The following is an 18,775-nucleotide window of genomic DNA, read 5'->3' as shown; positions in this document are numbered from 1 at the left end:
ACGCATGAAATATCGGGACGAGGCCGTTTGTGATGTAGAATCTGAACGGCCTTGTTCTTTATCAGCCGGAAATGGCCCGGCCGATCGCGCGCGGTGGGCAGCGAACATCGCTAAAGTGGCTTCATCACGATGTCACACAGAAAGGCCATTTCCTGCCAAACCCTTCTGGCACTGCGCCAATCCCGGTCGGCGCGCCAGCAAACAGACAAGAGGCACAAAGATGACTGTTACCGCCGCAATGGTGAAGGAGCTGCGCGAAAAGACCGGCGCAGGCATGATGGACTGCAAGAAGGCGCTTGCCGAGACCAATGGCGACATGGAAGCCGCCATCGACTGGCTGCGCGCCAAGGGCATCGCCAAGGCTGACAAGAAGTCCGGCCGCACTGCTGCCGAAGGCCTCATCGGCATTGCCAGCTCCGGCACCAAGGCCGTCGTCGTCGAAATCAATTCGGAAACCGACTTCGTTGCCCGCAACGATGCCTTCCAGGAGCTCGTCCGCGGCGTCGCCAACGTCGCGCTTGGCACCGACGGCAGCGTTGCAGCCGTTTCCAAGGCGACCTATCCGGCGACAGGCAAGTCCGTTGAAGACACGATTAAGGACGCCATTGCCACGATCGGCGAGAACATGACGCTGCGCCGCTCGGCACTGCTCGAGGTCGAGGACGGCGTCGTCGCGACCTATGTGCACAATGCCGCAGGCGAAGGTATCGGCAAGCTCGGCGTGCTCGTCGCGTTGAAGTCGACCGGCGACAAGGAAGCTCTGAACGCGATCGGCCGGCAGGTTGCCATGCACGTCGCCGCGACCAACCCGCTCGCCGTCCGTTCGAGCGAAATCGACCCGGCGGTCGCCGAGCGCGAGCGCAACGTCTTCATCGAGCAGTCGCGCGCTTCCGGCAAGCCGGACAACATCATCGAAAAGATGGTCGATGGCCGCATGCGCAAGTTCTTCGAGGAGGTCGCCCTTCTGTCGCAGGCTTTCGTCATGAACCCTGACCAGACGGTGGAAGCCGCGATCAAGGAAGCGGAAAAGTCCGTCGGCGCGCCGATCGAAGTTGCCGGCATTGCTCGTCTCCTGCTCGGCGAAGGCGTCGAAAAGGAAGAGAGCGATTTCGCGGCTGAAGTGGCAGCCGCCGCGAAGGGTTGATTTCTTCACCCCGAATGGGAAAACGGGGGGGCATCGCGTGACAACGCGGTGCCCTTCGTGTATCCGGCTCCAGTCGATGCGTAGGACCCGCCGGAGCGGTTGATACCACGCAGCGGATTTTGCCTTTACGCCGGTGTGCGCCAGATGCCTGCACACGCGCGCCGATCTATTTCAGGAGTGACAATGTCGGCCAAGCCAATCTACAAGCGCGTTCTTCTCAAGGCCTCCGGTGAAGCGCTTATGGGAAGCCAGGGGTTCGGCATCGATGTTGCCGTAGCCGACCGAATTGCCTCCGATATCGCGGAAGCGAGAGCGATGGGTGTCGAAGTCGGCGTCGTCGTCGGCGGCGGCAACATCTTCCGCGGTGTCGCTGTCGCGTCCAAGGGCGGCGACCGCGTAACCGGCGACCACATGGGAATGCTGGCGACGGTCATCAACGCGCTTGCGCTGGCAACGTCGCTGCGCAAGCTCGATATCGACACCGTCGTCCTGTCGGCCATCGCCATGCCGGAAATCTGCGAGAGTTTCTCGCAGCGCGCGACGCTCTATCATCTTTCGCTCGGCCGTGTCGTGATCTTCGCCGGCGGCACGGGCAATCCGTTCTTCACGACGGATTCGGCTGCGGCGCTTCGTGCGGCGGAGATGGGCGCCGAGGCGATCTTCAAGGGAACACAGGTCGACGGCATCTATTCCGCGGATCCGAAGAAGGACCCCTCGGCCACCCGTTTCGACCGCCTGACCCATAGCGAGATTCTCGAAAAGGGCCTCGCGGTTATGGATGTTGCCGCCGTGGCGCTTGCGCGGGAGAATGCCATTCCGATCGTCGTCTTCTCCATCCACGAGAAGGGCGGCTTCACGGAGATATTGACGGGTGGCGGCCGTGCCACCATCGTGACCGATAATTGACAAGCTGCTGGGGCCCGCAAGGGCCGCTGATAGGAACGGGAGTCTTGAACCATGAGTGAAGGTGTGGATCTGAAGGAACTCAAGCGTCGGATGGACGGGGCGATCGCTGCTTTCAAGCACGACATCGCGTCGCTGCGGACCGGTCGCGCTTCGGCGAACGTACTCGATCCGGTGACCGTCGAAGCCTACGGTTCGCGCATGCCGCTGAACCAGGTGGCAAACATCACGGTCCCGGAGTCGCGGATGCTTTCGGTTTCGGTGTGGGACAAGTCCATGGTCGGTGCCGTGGAGCGGGCGATCCGGGAGTCCAATCTGGGGCTCAACCCGATCGTCGACGGGCAGAACCTGCGCATTCCGCTGCCGGAACTGAACGAGGAGCGCCGCAAATCGCTGGTCAAGGTCGCGCACGACTATGCCGAAAAAAGCAAGGTTGCCGTCCGCCACGTTCGCCGTGACGGTATGGACGACCTGAAAAAAGCCGAAAAGGACGGCGAGATCGGCCAGGACGAGAGCCGTGCTCAGTCCGAGCGGGTCCAAAAAATGACCGATGACGTAATTTCCGAAATCGACCGCTTGCTCGCGGAGAAGGAAAAGGAAATCATGCAGGTCTGACCTGCGGATAGGTGAGTCTCTTTGTCCGGACAACCCATGCAAGAATTCAATCCCGCTAACGTACCGGCTCACGTCGCCATCATCATGGACGGCAACGGTCGTTGGGCGAATGCGCGTGGACTGCCCCGTACCATGGGCCACCGCAAGGGCGTAGAGGCGGTCCGCGGGGCGGTAAGGACGGCGGCGGAGATCGGCATCCGTTACCTGACGCTGTTCGCATTCTCGTCGGAGAACTGGAACCGGCCGGAAAACGAGGTCAGCGACCTCATGGGCCTGCTCAAGGCTTTCATCCGACGGGATCTCGCCGATCTCCACCGTGAGAACGTCCGCATCCGGGTCATCGGCGACCGTTCGAACCTGAGCGGCGATATCCTGCCTCTGCTCATCGAAGCGGAGGAGACGACGATCGCAAACACCGGCATCACGGTGGTCATCGCGTTCAATTACGGTGCCAGAGACGAGCTGGCGAGAGCCATGCGCCGCCTGGCGGGGGACGTGGCTGCCGGTCGTCTGCGGCCGGAAGAGATTACCGCGGAACGGATATCCTCGACGATCGATACGGCGGGCATTCCCGATCCCGATCTCATCATCCGGACGAGCGGCGAGGAGCGTCTCTCCAACTTTCTCCTTTGGCAGGGGGCCTACTCCGAATTGCTGTTCATTCCGGACCTCTGGCCGGATTTCACGCGCGAGACATTCTTTGCGGCGATCGAACAATATGCCTGCCGCGAGCGCCGATTCGGCGGACTGACCCAACCGACTCTGGCGGTCGGCTCCTGATGCAGGCCGAACTCAAACTTCGTATTGCCTCCGGGTTGGTTCTGGCTGCGGTGGTTCTTGCTGCAACCTGGATCGGCGGCTTCGCCTTCCAGCTTCTCTCCGTCGCGATCGGCCTGCTCGTCTATTACGAGTGGTCCACCATCACCAAGCTCCCCGAGCGGGACTTTCAGGGCAATGCTCTCGGCTGGCTGGCGCAGGTGGTGATCGCCGGCCTCGTCCTCCTCGACTATATGCATATCAGCCTGCCGGGACTTGCCCTCTGTGTGCTCGCGGCAGCGCTTTGGGTACTGATAAAGGGAACCAGCTGGTGGCTGCCGGGCGGGATCGTCTATGCGGGCCTGACGAGCATTTCGCTCGCGGCGATCCGCGGAGCGGACTATCTCGGGCTGATGGCGATGCTTTTCGTGTTCGCCGTCGTATGGGCAACGGATATTTTCGCCTACTTCACGGGGCGGGCGATCGGCGGGCCGAAGCTGGCGCCGGCAATCTCGCCGGGCAAGACCTGGTCGGGCGCGATCGGCGGCGCGATTTTCGGCGTTCTTGCGGGTGTCACCGTTTTCATGGCTCACTTTTCGCTCGAGGACCTGCGCATCCCCGTCATCGCGCTGGTCCTGTCCGTCGCAAGCCAGATAGGCGATCTGTTCGAGTCCTTCGTCAAGCGCCGCTTCGGCGTCAAGGATTCGAGCAGACTGATCCCGGGCCACGGCGGCGTCATGGACCGGGTGGACGGGCTGATATTCGCCTGCATTGCCGCACTGGCTCTGGTGCTTGGGCAATTCCTGCTGGCGGGCGGCCGGGAAGTCGCCTTCGGCGCGATTCTGCTGGGTCTTTGAAGACTGCCGGTGTAGTCCTTATATCGGGCTCGAAGCGGGACTATCATGCGGCGGTGCGAACTATGGCGGCACGGCCCCGACCTTGCAATTTGAACTGGCGGACGTGGCAGCGGACGCGTTAGGAATGACTATGAGCCTACTGCTTGACAATCTCCAGTACACGATCCCCACCTTCCTGTTCCTCCTGACGTTGCTGGTCTTCGTTCACGAGATGGGACATTACCTGGTGGGGCGCTGGTCGGGAATCCGCATCCTGGCCTTTTCCGTCGGCTTCGGACCCGAGCTCTTCGGCTGGACCGATCGCCACGGCACCCGCTGGAAATTCTGCGCGGTCCCGCTTGGCGGCTACGTGAAGTTCTTCGGCGACGAGGATGCGGCGAGCACGCCCGACTACCGGCGGCTGGAGACGATCGCGCCGGAAGAACGGGGCCGTACATTCCTGGGCGCAAAGCTATGGAAACGCGCGGCGACGGTCGCGGCCGGTCCCATCGCGAATTTTCTTCTGGCGATTGCGATCTTCGCAGTCCTCTTTTCCATTTACGGCCGTGCCGTCGCCGATCCTGTCGTCGCTTTCGTGGCGCCGGACAGTGCCGCGGAAAAGGCGGGTGTTCTGCCGGGAGACCGGCTGCTTTCGATCGACGGAAAGCCGATCGCCACCTTCGACGACGTGCGCCGCTATGTTAGCGTCCGTCCCGAGCTGCCGATCACCGTTCGGATCGAGCGCGAGGGCGCTGCGATCGACCTGCCGATGGTGCCCCAACGCACCGAATCCGTCGACCCGCTCGGCAACAAGATGGAAGAGGGCAAGATCGGCATCGGAACGAACCAGGAGGCCGGCAATTTCCGGGTCGAGACCTACGGACCTCTCGAAGCGGTGGGGCAAGGGGCACTGCAGAGCTGGCGGATCGTAACGGGCACGCTCGACTATCTTTCGAATCTCTTTGTCGGCCGGATGAGCGCCGATCAGGTCGGCGGGCCGATCCGTATCGCCCAGATGTCCGGTCAGATGGCGAAGCTCGGCATTGCCGAGGTGCTGAATTTCGCGGCCGTGCTTTCGGTTTCCATTGGATTGCTCAACCTAATGCCCGTGCCGGTGCTTGATGGCGGCCATCTGATGTTCTATGCGGTCGAAGCGTTGCGCGGCAGGCCGGTCGGTCCTGCCGCACAGGATCTCGCATTCCGCATAGGCTTTGCCATGGTGCTCATGCTGACGGTTTTTGCGGCCTGGAACGATATCAACTGGCTCTTCGGATAGGGGCGGAGTCTTGGGCGGGAGCGGACATCGTTAAGGATTCGGGGAGCGAGTGAGTTTCGCCGGCTGCTCGATAACGGTTTGTTTACGATAATAAGAGGCCGTAGTGGCTGTTAAGCCACGGTTGGAATTGAAGTAAACAGAAATTAACGAGCTGACTTGCTTGTATGGGAAAAGCGGTTAAAACGGCAACCGTGACCGGAGTCGGCACGAAACTGCCGCGGGACGTTGGGAAAAGGTAAGATTTTGACATGAAAGCTGGTTCAAGGTTTTTGAACGCGGTGTCGGCGTTTGCTCTGTCAGCAAGCATGGTCGCCACGGGTACCGGGGTAGGACTTGTTGCTGGTACCTCAGTCGCGCAAGCCGCGGTCATCAATCGGGTTGAAGTGCGTGGGGCAACGCGCGTCAGCGCGGAAACCGTTCGCGCCAATATCACGATCGTTCCCGGCAAGAGCTTCAGCAATGCCGATATCGACGCATCCGTGAAGCGGCTCTATGCCACCGGCTATTTCTCCGATGTCAGCATCACGGTTTCCGGCGGATCGCTTGTCGTTTCCGTCAGCGAGAATCAGCTCGTCAACCAGGTGGTCTTCAACGGCAACCGCAAGATCAAGGATGACAAGCTCCAGGGTGTCGTTCGCACCCAGCCGCTCGGTCCCTATAGCGAGGCGACCGTCGAAACCGACATCCAGGCCATCAGGGACGCCTATGCCGCCATCGGCCGGAGCGACGTGACCGTGACGACCCAGGTCGTTCCGATTGCCGAAGGCCGTGTCAACCTGGCCTTCGTCATCAATGAAGGCGAACGCACGAAGATCACGCAGATCAACTTCGTAGGCAACGAGGTCTATAGCGACGGCCGCCTGCAGTCGGTGATTGCGACCAAGGAATCGGGCATCTTCTCGTTCCTCACGCGCAAGGACGTCTACAATCCGGATAAGTTGCGGGCCGACGAGGAATTGCTGCGGCAGTTTTATTACAACCGCGGCTACGCCGATTTTCAGGTGGTCTCGTCCGAAGCGGCGCTCAATGAGGCGACCAACGAATACACGGTGACGATCACCATCGAGGAAGGTCCTCGATACGACTTCGGTCCGGTCAATATCGAGTCGACGGTCGAAGGCATCGACGCCGAGGAACTGAGGGGTCTCGTTCAGAGCCGCGAAGGCACGGTGTACAAGGCCAAGGACATTCAGAGCACGATGAGCGAGATTTCGAAGCGCGTCGCGTCGGAGGGTTATCCCTTTGCGCGCGTCACGCCGCGCGGCAACCGCGATCTCGCCAACCACACGATCGCCGTCGACTATCTCGTGGACCAGGGCGAGCGCGCCTATGTCGAGCGCATCGAGATTCGCGGCAACACCCGGACGCGTGACTACGTTATCCGTCGCGAGTTCGATGTCGGCGAAGGCGATGCCTTCAACCAGGAAATGGTTGCTCGCGCCAAGCGCCGCCTGGAGGCGCTCGGCTATTTCTCCTCGGTCAACATCTCGACGCAGCCGGGCAGCGCGGCTGACCGTGTAGTCATCGTCGTCGACGTACAGGATCAGTCGACCGGTTCGTTCGGCATCGGCGCCGGCTATTCCGCCGGCGACGGCGGCGGCTTCCTCGTCGAAGCTTCGATCGAGGAAAAGAACTTCCTGGGCCGCGGCCAGTATATTCGTCTTGCCGCCGGCAAGGGCGAGGACAGCCAGACCTACAATGTTTCGTTCACCGAGCCCTATTTCCTCGGCTATCGTCTCGCTGCAGGCTTCGACCTCTTCAAGAACGAAAACGACTTCGACGACGACAACTACAGCTACAACGATCAGGGCTTCAGCCTGCGCGTGACCGCGCCGATCACCGAGAACCTGTCGACCACGCTGCGCTATAACTACACGGAGCTCGAATATTTCGGCGACCGGGACGAACTCTCGTCTCCCTACGACCGTGTAATCGACGGCAGCCCCTGGACGCGCTCGTCCATCTCGCAGTCCATCACCTACAACACGCTGGATGATGCTCAACTGCCGCACGAGGGCATCCTCGCTTCGGTGACGCAGGAGTTTGCCGGCCTTGGCGGCACGTCGGACTTCTACAAGCTGACGGGTAAAGCCAAGTGGTACTACACGCTGCATGACGAGGCCGACATCATCGGTTCGCTTTCCGGTAGCGCCGGTCATCTGTTCGAGACGTCCGGTTCGCTGGAAGTCTTCGACCAGTTCCAGCTGAACAGCAACGATATCCGCGGCTTCGAGCGCAACGGTCTCGGCCCGCGCATGAACAACGGCGACGCACTGGGCGGTACGACCTATTTCACGGCGTCTGCGGAAGCGACGTTCCCGCTGCCGGGTCTTCCGCGTGACAGCGGTTTCCGCGGCGCGCTCTTCGTCGATGCGGGCACGCTCTATGGCAACGACGTCGAGATCGGTCCTGGTGAATCGGTACGCGGGGACAATGCCTCGCTGCGCGCCTCGGTCGGCGTCAGCTTGATCTGGGCTTCGCCCTTCGGTCCGCTGCGTGTGGACTACGCCGTGCCGGTTGCGAAGGAAGACTTCGACGAGGTCCAGAACTTCAAGTTCGGTATCAACTCGTCGTTCTGATAAAGAGCAGTCCAGAACTGCCAGAGAATCGTTCTGGAGTGTCCATGGAACAGAATTGGTTTTTTCCGCCCCATCAGGGGATTCGTCTGGGCGACCTCGCGAATCAGATTGGGGCGGAGTTGCTGGATATAAGCGCCGCCGACCGCACCGTGCGTGCGGTCGCGCCTGTTTATCGCGCCAAGCCGGGCGACATCTGTTATATGCTGTCGCGCAAGAATCGCGAAGAGTTGCAGACCTGTCGCGCCGCCGCGATCATCTGCGACAAAGCAATTTCGTCGCTCGTCCCCGACACTATTCCCGTGCTGCTGACATCGAAGCCGCACACGGCCTTCGCGCTTGCCGGCACCCTGCTTCACGAAAGGGCCATGCGGCCCTCGTATAATACGAGCGAGAGGGGCGTAGCGCCGGAAGCCTTCGTCGATCCGACGGCGCGCCTGGAGGCGGGCGTCGAGGTCGAGCCGATGGCTGTGATCGGAGCCGGCGCCGAGATTGGAAGCGGAACGCGCATCGCAGCGGGAGCAATGATCGGACAGGGCGTGCGGATCGGGCGGGATTGCACCATTTCCGCCGGTGCAAGCATCCTTTGTGCGTTGATCGGCAACAACGTCATCATTCATCCGGGCGCACGCATCGGCCAGGACGGATTCGGCTACGCACCGGGCCCGAAGGGCGGAATGATCAAGATCGTCCAGGTCGGGCGGGTGATCATCCAGGATCACGTCGAGATCGGTGCGAACACGACGATCGACCGCGGCACAATGGATGACACCGTGATCGGCGAGGGGACGAAAATCGACAATCTCGTGCAGATCGGCCATAACGTCCGCATCGGCCGCTACTGCGGCATCGTCAGCCAGGTCGGTATCGCCGGCAGCACGCAGATCGGCGACGGCGTCATGATCGGCGGAGGCGTCGGGGTCAACGGGCATATCACCATTGGAGACGGAGCGCAGATCGCCGCGATGAGCGGCGTGGCGAGCGATGTGCCGGCCGGCGAGCGCTATGGCGGGATTCCGGCGCGACCGATGCGGGATTTCCTGCGCGATGTCGCCGAAATGGCCCTGCGGTCGAGCGAGAGGCAGAAGAAGAAGGGTGGCAAGGATGAATGAGGCTGCAACGGTCCTCGGCACGGCGGACATACAGGAAATCCTGAGGCTTCTTCCCCATCGTTACCCCTTCCTGCTGGTGGACCGCATCATCGAGATCGATGACGACAATTCGGCCATCGGGATCAAGAACGTGACGGCCAACGAGCCGCATTTCACCGGGCACTTTCCCGAGAAGCCGATCATGCCGGGCGTTCTTCTGATCGAAGGCATGGCGCAGACGGCCGGCGCGATCTGTGCGCGCAAGACGGGAATCGGAAGCAATCTCGTCTATTTCATGACGATCGACAATGCACGGTTCCGCAAACCCGTCGTGCCGGGCGACCGGGTGGAGTTCCATGTCGTGAAGCAGAAGCAGCGCGGCAATATCTGGAAATTTCACTGCGATGCAAAAGTTGACGGGCAACTCGTCGCGGAAGCTGATATCGGCGCGATGATTGTCAGCAAGGAAGACGCCTGAGAATGATAGCATCAAGTGCGAAGATCCACCCGTCCTCGGCCATCGAGAACGGTGCGGTAATCGGCGAAAACGTGAAGATCGGCCCGTTCTGCCACATCGGGCCGAATGTCGTTCTTGCGGATGACGTCGAAATTCTGAGTCACGTCGCGGTCATCGGCCATACGAGCGTCGGCAAGGGCACGAAGTTCTTTCCGGGTGCCGTCATCGGCGGCGATTCGCAGAGTGTGCACCACAGCGCCTTGAATACGAAACTGGTGATTGGCGAAAACTGTACCATCCGCGAAGGCGTGACCATGAATACGGGTACGGTGGAGCATGGCGGCGCAACCATTGTCGGCAACAACAACCTGTTCCTGGCCTATTCGCACGTGGCGCATGACTGCCGCCTCGGCAACAACATCATCCTTTCCAACAATGTCATGCTTGCGGGGCACGTGACCGTCGAGGATCGAGCCATACTCGGGGGCGGCTCCGCGGTTCACCAGTTTACCCGCATCGGGCGTCAGGCCTTCATCGGGGGCCTGTCGGCGGTGAGCTATGACGTCATTCCCTATGGAATGCTCAACGGCAACCCCGGCGTTTTGAGCGGACTCAACGTGGTCGGGATGACCCGTGCGGGGATCGATCGTCCCGCGATTCATCGCGTTCGGCGGTGCTATAAGCAGATATTCGAAGGAGACGGCTCGATCCGCGCGAACGCAGCCGCTATCCGCAACGAATATCTCGATTGCGCACCGGCAATCGAGATCCTGGATTTCATCGCCGCGGAGAGCGACCGCGCGCTGTCGTCGCCGAATCGCGGCGCCAAGGGCTGATGGCGGTGGCGATTCATCGCCTGCCGCAGTCAAAAGGCAGGCTCGCCATCATCGCCGGCGCCGGAACGCTTCCCCATCACGTGGCCGAGGCCGCACGCCTTCAGGGTGAAGACCCGTTCATCATTGCGCTTTCGCGTGAGGCCGATACGGATTGGACCGGCTTCGACCATGCCGTTTGTGCAATCGGAGACTTTGCCGCGATCAGCCGCACTTTCGAGACCGAGGGAATCGACCGGGTCGTCCTTTCCGGTGCGGTGCGGCGACGGCCGGAGTGGCGCGATATCCGTCCTACGCTGAAGACGCTGGCCAAGGTGCCGCGGGTTTTCCGCACCTTGATATCCGGCGGGGACGACGCCGTGCTGCGCATGGTGATCGAATTGATCGAGGCAAGTGGCGCCCATGTGATCGGCGCGCACGAGGTCGTTCCGGGGCTTCTTGCCGATACCGGTCGGCTCGGCGCCCATGCCCCGACGGACGAAGACCGGCGTGACATCGAAGCCGGCATCGCCGCAGCCAACGCGCTGGGGGCGCTGGATGTGGGCCAGGGCGCCGTTGCAGTCGGCGGCAGGGTGGTGGCGCTGGAGGGGGCGGAAGGGACGGACGCCATGTTGGCGAGAGTGGCCGACCTCAGGAAAGACGGGCGGATTTCAATCCGTCGTCGCGGCGTTCTCGTCAAGCTCTGCAAGCCGCAACAGGACGAGCGGGCGGACCTGCCCTCGATCGGTCCGTCGACGGTCGCAGGAGCGCATGCAGCCGGCCTCGCGGGCATCGCCGTCGAGGCGGGACGCGCGCTGGTTCTCGAGCGCGCGCGTCTCGTGGAGGAGGCCGACAGGAGCGGGCTGTTCATTCTCGGTATCGAGCGCGACGGCCGCAGGGACCGGAGATGACGGGCAGGGCCTACAGGCTGGCGGTTATCGCCGGAGAAGTTTCCGGAGACCTGCTCGGCGCCGACCTGGTACGGGCGCTGCGTGACCGTCTGGGCGGTCCGCTCGAACTCGTGGGCGTTGGTGGCGAGGGGCTGGAAGCCGAAGGGCTCCGGTCGCTTTTCGACTATTCCGAACTGTCGATCATGGGTTTCTCGCAGGTTCTGGCGAACCTGCCGAAGCTTCTGTTGCGGATTGGGCAGACCGCCCGCGCGATCGCCGCTGCGCGTCCGGATGCTTTGTTGATCATCGACAGCCCGGACTTCACCCACCGCGTGGCGCAACGCGTCCGCGCCGCATTGCCGGACTTGCCCGTGATCGACTACGTCTGCCCGAGCGTCTGGGCGTGGAAGCCGGAGCGGGCGCCGCGCATGCGGGCATATGTGGATCACGTGCTCGCGGTTCTGCCCTTCGAGCCGGAAGCGATGGCGAAGCTCGGCGGTCCGCCGACGACGTATGTCGGGCACCGGCTCGCATCGGACGGCAATGTCCTCGCTGTCCGGGAGCGGCAGCGGCTTAGACAGCAGATGCAGGATCGGCGCGAGCCGAAGGCTTGTCTCCTGCTGCCCGGATCGCGCGGGAGCGAGGTCAGCCGCCTGCTTCCGATCTTCCGCGAAGCAGCCGAAGAACTCGCGGAGCGGCACGAAGGCATTCGTTTCCTGTTGCCGACCGTGCCGCGCCAGGAAGAGCGTGTGAGGGCGTTGACGGCATCCTGGAGGATCCAGCCCGAGATAACCGTAACGGCGGACAGGAAATGGGAGGCTTTTGCCCAAGCCGACGCGGCCATTGCCGCCTCGGGTACGGTGATCCTCGAACTGGCGCTCGCCGGAGTTCCGGTCGTGTCCACCTACTCTGCCGACTGGATCGTCAGCCTCCTGCATTCCCGCATTCGGATATGGACCGCGGCGCTTCCGAACCTCATCGCGGATTTTCCGGTCGTGCCCGAATATTTCAACAAGTCGATCCGGCCGGCCGTTCTGACGCGCTGGTTCGAACGGCTTTCGAGCGATACGGCGCAACGTCGTGCGATGCTCGACGGCTTCGCCCTCGTTCAACAGCGAATGGAAACGGATCGGCCGCCCGGCGAAAAGGCGGCGGATATCGTCCTCGCTTGCCTTCGGGCCGGATGAGGAGAGGCGAGTGCTTCCTCGGGTCAAGCCCGAGGATGACCGGGGAGGAGTCGAGGGGACTGGGAAGGGACGTTGCTGTGACCCTTAACCTCAGCCTTCGCAAAGCCGATCAGCCGGTTCGTGCAAGAACCTCGCCCTAGTTTTTACGAACCCTACCGCATGTCATCCTCGGGCTTGACCCGAGGATCCATATGCGAGCTCACCAAAGCTGGAAATACAAGTCGCGCCAGTCGGGGTTCATTTTCTCGATGAGCTCGATCTTCCATTCGCGATACCAGCGCTTCAGCGATTTCTCGCGCTGAATGGCCGTACCGATCTGCAGGTGCTCCTCATACCACACCAGTCGATTGCACCCGTATTTCGACGCAAAGCCCGGCGTCGAGCCTTCTCGGTGTTCGAAGATGCGGCGCTCGAGATCGGACGTAACGCCGATATAGAGCGTTCCGCGCTTGTGGTTCGTGACGATATAGACATAGCCCGCCATATGCGGACGATGCTCGTGATTGGATCCTCGGGTCAAGCCCGAGGATGACGGGGGGAGTCGAGAGTGATGGGATGGGACGTTACTATGATCCTTAAAGACGGCCTCAGCCTTCGCAAGGCCGATCTGCGGTTCGTGCAAGAGCCCTCGCCGCAGTCATTATGCGCAACCCCTACCACATGTCATCCTCGGGCTTGACCCGAGGATCCATGTGCGAGCTCATCAAAGCTGGAAATACAGGTCGCGCCAATCGGGGTTCATCTTCTCGATGAGCTCGATCTTCCATTCCCGATACCAACGACGCTCGTGATTGGATCCTCGGGGCGAGCCCGAGGATGACGGCGGAGGAGTCGAGGGTGACACTGGGGAGGGACGTTACTATGCCCCTCAAAGACGGCCTCAGCCTTCGCAAGGCCGATCTGCGGTTCGTGCAAGAACCTCGCCGCAGTCATTACGCGCAAACCCACCACATGTCATCCTCGGGCTTGACCCGAGGATGACGGTTGGTGGGGTGGGCTTCTTGTCGAGTTCGTCCGCCGCTCAGCGCTTTGAGATTGGCACATAGTCGCGCAGCGGTGCGCCGACATAGAGCTGGCGCGGACGGCCGATGCGCTGTTCCGGATCTTCGATCATCTCGTTCCACTGGGCGATCCAGCCGACGGTGCGGGCAAGGGCGAAGAGCACCGTGAACATCGTGGTGGGGAAGCCCAGGGCCTTCAGGGTGATGCCGGAGTAGAAGTCGATGTTCGGGTAGAGCTTCTTCTCGATGAAGTACTCGTCCGTCAGGGCGATGCGTTCGAGCTCCATCGCGACTTCCAGGAGCGGGTCGTCCTTGTGGCCGAGTTCGGCGAGAACCTCATGCGTGGTCTTCTGCATGATCTTCGCGCGCGGATCGTAGTTCTTGTAGACCCGGTGGCCGAAGCCCATCAGACGGAACGGATCGTTCTTGTCTTTGGCCTTGGTGATATATTCCGGAATGCGGTCGACCGTGCCGATTTCGGCGAGCATGTTGAGCGCCGCCTCGTTGGCGCCGCCATGGGCGGGCCCCCAAAGGCAGGCGATACCGGCAGCGATACAGGCGAAGGGATTGGCACCCGACGAGCCGGCGAGGCGAACGGTCGAGGTCGATGCGTTCTGCTCATGGTCGGCGTGGAGGATGAAGATCCGGTCCATGGCGCGCGCCAGGACCGGATTGACGACATATTCCTCGCAAGGCACGGCGAAACACATGCGCAGGAAGTTCGAGGCGTAGTCGAGATCGTTCTTCGGGTAAACGAAGGGCTGGCCGATATGGTACTTGTAGGCCATCGCGGCGATCGTCGGCATCTTGGCGATCATGCGCAACGATGCGACCATCCGCTGATGCGGATCGGTGATGTCGGTCGAGTCGTGGTAGAAGGCGGAAAGGGCACCGACGCAGCCGCACATGACGGCCATCGGATGGGCATCGCGGCGGAAGCCGGTGAAAAACCGCGACATCTGCTCGTGGACCATGGTGTGATGCGTGACGCGATAATCGAAATCGGCCTTCTGAGCCTTTGTCGGCAGTTCGCCGTAGAGAAGCAGGTAGCAGACTTCGAGAAAATCGCCGTGCTCAGCAAGCTGCTCGATCGGAAATCCGCGGTGAAGCAGGACGCCCTCGTCGCCATCGATATAGGTGATCTTCGATTCACACGATGCCGTGGAGGTAAAGCCCGGATCGTAGGTGAACATCGTCGTCTGCTTGTAGAGCGAGCCGATGTCCACGACGTCCGGACCGATTGATCCCGATCGCACCGGCAGGTCCGCGGATTTTCCGCCGAATGTTACTGTCGCGCTTTTCTCTGACATGGGACCCTCCGTTTTTGTGACATCGTGGCATAGCTCTGTGCCGCGAATTTGAGCGTTGCGAATTTGCTATATGATTTATTTTCGACTGCCAAGCAGTACCAAAGGCAAACTTGTGCGATGCGAAAACGCATATGGCAACGCAACAAACGCATGTTACGGCAATTCGTTCGAAGAGATCAATGATCGCTAAGCTGATAATGCGGTACCATTCTATCTAGTCTGCCTCTTTTTTGAGCATCAGCCTTCGAGTTGCAAGATTGCATGGTTGGCTGCAGGATCGCGAAAACAGGCGCGGGCGGAGCGGAATGGGGGAGAGCGGGGCACAAGCGGTCGTGCGCGATGGGGAACGCAGCGCGTGGCCCGAGAGCGAGGCGACGCAGGTTCTCACTGGCGATTTGCCCGTCATCGGCTCCGGCCGCCGGGCGCCTGCCGGCCGGCATGCGACACACATTCGCCATCGGATACGCTCGGCGGCCACGGCGGTTTCCCTCCGGATAGGCGCTGCAGTTGCAGAAGAGCAGGAATACGGCCACGGCTTCGTCCTGATCCCGGTCGTGCTTGCGCTCGGCTCGCTTGCATGGCTCGCGCTGCCCGAAACCGTCGGAACTGCCAAACTTGCAGCGCTGCTTTGCGTTTTCGGCATATCTGCGGTGCTTTGCCGGGGAGACCTGCGAAACTGGCGGCCGCTGTTGATCGCGCCTGCTCTCTTTACGGCCGGCATGCTGCTCGCCGCGGCCGAAACAGCAAGGCGCGACACGGTCATTCTCGATACTCCCGTTACGACGACCGTTCGCGGAACCGTGCTGTCGCGGGATCCGGACGACAGGGGGCGCTGGCGCTATCTCGTTCGCATCCAGGAAACCTCCGGCCCGCGTCTTCGCAGGGCTCCGGAAAGGGCGACGCTCCTGGCGCGGAGCCGTCACGAGGCGTTTCCGGTCGGGGCGACGATCGAAGGCAAGGCGCGTTTGTCGCCGCCCTCCGGGCCGGCTCTGCCGGGTCTCAATGACTTCGCGTTCGGCGCCTACTTCAAAGGCGTAGGCGCGGTCGGGTATTTCTATGGCGCGCCGCGAGCGCCGGTGGATGCCGGCGCTGTCACGGATCGGTCCCAGGCCTCGCTGCCGGCGAAGGCGGCCGCATATCTGGCACTGGTCCGCGAGGCGATCGGCAACCGTATCCGGACAGCGATCGGCGGCGATACCGGTGCAATCGCTGCGGCGCTGGTGACCGGCGAGGAGCGCGCGATCAGCCGCGAGGCCGTCGAGATGCTGCGCGCCGCCGGCCTGTCGCACGTCCTGGCGATCTCGGGCCTCAACATGGTGCTGGCGGCGGGCACGTTTCTCATCGGCGCCCGGACCCTGCTGAGCTTCGTTCCCGGCTTGGCCGAAAGATATTCCGTCAAGAAGATCGCCGCCGTCGGCGCTCTTCTCATGGTCTTCTTCTATATCCTGATTTCCGGCGGCGCGGTCTCGGCGCTCAGATCCTGGATCATGATCTCGATCATGCTCGTCGCATTGTTCTTCGACCGCGTTTCGATCAGCCTGCGCAACGTGGCGCTTGCCGCACTCGTCATCCTCGCCTGGACGCCATCGGCGGCAGCCGGACCAGGGTTCCAAATGTCCTTTGCGGCGACGCTGGCCCTCGTTGCGGGCTATTCCCGCTGGCGCGACCACAGGAGAAAGGATCGCGAAACCCCGAGGAACCGGGGGGGCGCGGGGGTCGTGTCCGGCCTCGCCATCGGTACTGTCGCCACCTCCGTCATCGGCGGGTTGGCGACGGCGGTTTACGCGGCTGCCCATTTCAACCGGCTCCCCGGTTACGGACTGGCCGCAAACGTTCTTACGACGCCTCTGATCAGCGTGCTCATCATGCCGTTCGCGCTGTTCGCGATGCTGCTTATGCCCTTCGGGCTCGAATATTACCCCCTCGTGGTCATGGGGCAGGGGCTGGACTGGATGCTGACCGTCGCGAGATATGTCGCATCCCTCGACGGCGAGTGGACGACCGGTCGCATGGGCGACGTGCAGTTCTTCCTTATTGCCTTCGGCGGCATCCTGCTCTGCGTGCTGAGAACGCGGCTGGCGCTCGTCGGCGCGGGGCTGATCGCTCTCGGTGTATGCGCGATCGCGCTTGAGCCGCAGAAGGAGCGCCCATCGATCGCCATATCGGAGGATGCTCAACTGGTCGGCCTGATCACCGCGGATGCAATCGCGACCAATCGGAGCCGTCCGCCGGAGTTCATCTTCTCGCAATGGCAGCGCGCGCTTGCGATCGCCGCACATAAGGCACCGGTCGACCTTGCAGCGGAACCGGACACCGCCGCCGGGACAGCAGCTTTCCTGACCTCGGCTCGAGCCGGCGTCTTCGCCTGCAGAAAGGGAACAGGGTGTGCCGGGCGCAGCCGAGAGGGATGGACAGTGGCTGTTATCGAAAAGGCCGAATCGCTCTCCTTCCTGTGCGGTCGCGTCGATCTGGTCGTCGTCGCCAGCCGCCGCCCGTCTGCAGGCTGCCCGCCCGGCGGATCGCTGGTCATAAGCACCGAGACGCTGCGCCGGACGGGGGCGGTCGAGATCCATGCCGAGCAGGAACAACCGGGCGCGCCGCCTCGCATGCGCGTCGTCTCGTCGTTCTCCTCCACTGAGCGCCCCTGGCAGCGTCATCGCCGCTACGACTGGCGGACGGGCAGTTTTATGCCGCAAGGTTCACCCCCCTGACGGCCCGCGCATTCCTCATCGCCCCATCTGCCGCATATTCTTGATTATTGTACTCCACAATCTTGTCATCCCGCCATTGTTTGTCGTAAAGAGCGTTGCGAAGGCGCTTCACCGACAAGGGAGGCGCAAGCGGCTGCGGTTTGCATCCCGCGCCCACCTGTTGGTTGAAAACGATTGCAGGCCCGTGACGCTCGGGCGAATGCGGGAAAAGAGGAACGAGATGTCTGATCGGATCCGGCCGAAATTGAACGTGTTGCTGGCGGCAACGCTGGCTGTTTTCCTTGCCGGTCCGGTCGCGAACGGCCTCGCGCAGACCGTACAACAGCCGTCGTCCGTTTCGGTCGATGCGCAGCCGCCGGCGACAGATGTTCCCGGCGCCGATGACCCGGGCGCGCAACCGGCGCCGCTCGAGGCAGCAGCGGGCGACGCAACGGCGGGCGACGCGACGGAAGTCAACCCCGTGCTTCCGCATGATCTTTCGCCGGTCGGCATGTTCCTCGCTGCCGATATCGTCGTAAAGGCGGTGATGGTCGCTCTGGCGCTCGCCTCCGTCGCCACCTGGGCGATCTTCCTCGTGAAGACGCTGGAACTCATTTATGCCAAGTCGCGCCTTAAGCGCGCCGTGGCTGCGCTCGTTTCCGCGAATGGTCTCGCCGAGGTGCAGTCAAAGCTCGAGCGCCGCGCCGGCGTGGCTGGGGAGATGGTCGCCGCAGCGATCGACGAAATGACACGCTCGGAAGCCGTTCTGGACCTTGCGCCGGCAGTGGGTGTCAAGGAACGCGTCTCTTCTCTGCTCACGCGTATCGAGGTTCGCGCCGGCAAGAGGATGAGCGCCGGTACGGGAATCCTGGCGTCGATCGGGTCCGTCGGTCCATTCGTCGGCCTCTTCGGCACCGTCTGGGGAATCATGAATTCCTTCATCGGCATCAGCAAGGCGCAGACGACCAACCTCGCCATCGTCGCGCCGGGCATCGCCGAGGCGCTGCTGGCAACTGCGATCGGCCTCGTCGCGGCAATACCGGCGGTGGTGATCTATAACTATTTTGCCCGGTCCGTCGGGGGCTACAAGCTCATCCTGGCAGATGCGGCTGCAGCCGTCGAGAGACTGGTAAGCCGCGATCTCGATCATCGCCACGCCCGCAGAGCGCCGCCGCGCCGCCAGGACGGCTTCGCCCACGCCCCCGACTCGATCGCCAGAATCGGATAAGCG

Annotated in this window: 16 protein-coding genes and 1 pseudogene; 14 read left to right on the top strand and 3 right to left on the bottom strand. The window is 62.3% G+C overall.

All coding sequences use genetic code 11. The features are described 5' to 3' along the window. Nucleotides 1-220: 220 nt before the first annotated feature. From tsf to lpxB, 12 genes are all read left to right on the top strand, one after another. Nucleotides 221-1,144: a translation elongation factor Ts gene (gene tsf / locus JOH52_RS17355; RefSeq protein WP_003534991.1), complete on the top strand. Its 924-nt coding sequence runs from the start codon at nt 221-223 to the stop codon at nt 1,142-1,144. A 183-nt stretch (nt 1,145-1,327) separates the two neighbouring features. Beyond that, nucleotides 1,328-2,050 (top strand): UMP kinase, encoded by a 723-nt coding sequence (gene pyrH, locus JOH52_RS17350; RefSeq protein ID WP_003534989.1) that lies wholly within the window; start codon nt 1,328-1,330, stop codon nt 2,048-2,050. Nucleotides 2,051-2,101: 51 nt separating this feature from the next. Continuing rightward, nucleotides 2,102-2,662: a ribosome recycling factor gene (gene frr, locus JOH52_RS17345; RefSeq protein WP_003534987.1), complete on the top strand. Its 561-nt coding sequence runs from the start codon at nt 2,102-2,104 to the stop codon at nt 2,660-2,662. A 36-nt stretch (nt 2,663-2,698) separates the two neighbouring features. Beyond that, the gene (locus tag JOH52_RS17340; protein WP_003534985.1) at nt 2,699-3,442 is read left to right on the top strand and encodes an isoprenyl transferase; all 744 of its coding nucleotides are present in this window, start codon (nt 2,699-2,701) and stop codon (nt 3,440-3,442) included. Continuing rightward, nucleotides 3,442-4,275, top strand: a complete 834-nt coding sequence (locus JOH52_RS17335; protein WP_014529665.1) for a phosphatidate cytidylyltransferase — start codon at nt 3,442-3,444, stop codon at nt 4,273-4,275. The genes JOH52_RS17340 and JOH52_RS17335 overlap by 1 nt, the downstream gene beginning before the upstream one ends. A gap of 130 nt (nt 4,276-4,405) precedes the next feature. Beyond that, on the top strand, nt 4,406-5,530 hold the full coding sequence (gene rseP / locus JOH52_RS17330) for an RIP metalloprotease RseP (protein WP_003534980.1): 1,125 nt from the start codon (nt 4,406-4,408) through the stop codon (nt 5,528-5,530). A 248-nt stretch (nt 5,531-5,778) separates the two neighbouring features. Further along, the gene (gene bamA / locus JOH52_RS17325; RefSeq protein WP_010969258.1) at nt 5,779-8,109 is read left to right on the top strand and encodes an outer membrane protein assembly factor BamA; all 2,331 of its coding nucleotides are present in this window, start codon (nt 5,779-5,781) and stop codon (nt 8,107-8,109) included. 44 nt (nt 8,110-8,153) lie between these two features. After that, complete coding sequence (gene lpxD / locus JOH52_RS17320) at nt 8,154-9,218, top strand: UDP-3-O-(3-hydroxymyristoyl)glucosamine N-acyltransferase (protein WP_010969259.1); 1,065 nt, start codon at nt 8,154-8,156, stop codon at nt 9,216-9,218. Continuing rightward, nucleotides 9,211-9,675 (top strand): 3-hydroxyacyl-ACP dehydratase FabZ, encoded by a 465-nt coding sequence (gene fabZ, locus JOH52_RS17315; RefSeq protein WP_010969260.1) that lies wholly within the window; start codon nt 9,211-9,213, stop codon nt 9,673-9,675. Before lpxD ends, fabZ begins: the two co-directional genes overlap by 8 nt. Continuing rightward, a complete protein-coding gene (gene lpxA / locus JOH52_RS17310; protein WP_164855816.1) occupies nt 9,672-10,490 on the top strand; it encodes an acyl-ACP--UDP-N-acetylglucosamine O-acyltransferase in 819 nt (272 codons plus the stop codon). Before fabZ ends, lpxA begins: the two co-directional genes overlap by 4 nt. Next, a complete protein-coding gene (locus JOH52_RS17305) occupies nt 10,490-11,377 on the top strand; it encodes an LpxI family protein (RefSeq protein ID WP_010969262.1) in 888 nt (295 codons plus the stop codon). The genes lpxA and JOH52_RS17305 overlap by 1 nt, the downstream gene beginning before the upstream one ends. After that, entirely contained in the window at nt 11,374-12,543 is a 1,170-nt protein-coding gene (lpxB, locus tag JOH52_RS17300; RefSeq protein ID WP_010969263.1) for a lipid-A-disaccharide synthase, read from the top strand. Before JOH52_RS17305 ends, lpxB begins: the two co-directional genes overlap by 4 nt. Before the next feature lie 199 nt (nt 12,544-12,742). Here lpxB and JOH52_RS17295 read toward each other — a convergent pair whose 3' ends face one another. The 3 genes and pseudogenes from JOH52_RS17295 to gltA form a co-directional block, all read right to left on the bottom strand. Next, nucleotides 12,743-13,027, bottom strand: coding sequence for a GIY-YIG nuclease family protein (locus tag JOH52_RS17295; RefSeq protein WP_010969264.1), 285 nt, complete (start codon nt 13,025-13,027; stop codon nt 12,743-12,745). 219 nt (nt 13,028-13,246) lie between these two features. Further along, nucleotides 13,247-13,327 (bottom strand): annotated as a pseudogene (locus JOH52_RS36160) (GIY-YIG nuclease family protein); the annotation flags it as partial. Between the two features lie 237 nt (nt 13,328-13,564). Beyond that, a complete protein-coding gene (gene gltA / locus JOH52_RS17290; RefSeq protein ID WP_010969265.1) occupies nt 13,565-14,854 on the bottom strand; it encodes a citrate synthase in 1,290 nt (429 codons plus the stop codon). A 305-nt stretch (nt 14,855-15,159) separates the two neighbouring features. On the opposite strand from gltA, the gene JOH52_RS17285 reads away from it, so the two are divergent. Beyond that, entirely contained in the window at nt 15,160-17,565 is a 2,406-nt protein-coding gene (locus JOH52_RS17285) for a ComEC/Rec2 family competence protein (RefSeq protein WP_010969266.1), read from the top strand. Between the two features lie 220 nt (nt 17,566-17,785). Further along, entirely contained in the window at nt 17,786-18,772 is a 987-nt protein-coding gene (gene exbB, locus JOH52_RS17280) for a tonB-system energizer ExbB (RefSeq protein ID WP_010969267.1), read from the top strand. The last annotated feature ends 3 nt before the right edge of the window (nt 18,773-18,775 follow it).

Origin of the sequence: Sinorhizobium meliloti, assembly GCF_017876815.1 — a bacterium.
Classification (GTDB): Bacteria; Pseudomonadota; Alphaproteobacteria; order Rhizobiales; family Rhizobiaceae; genus Sinorhizobium; species Sinorhizobium meliloti.
This window is presented reverse-complemented; position numbering and strand designations above follow the sequence as displayed.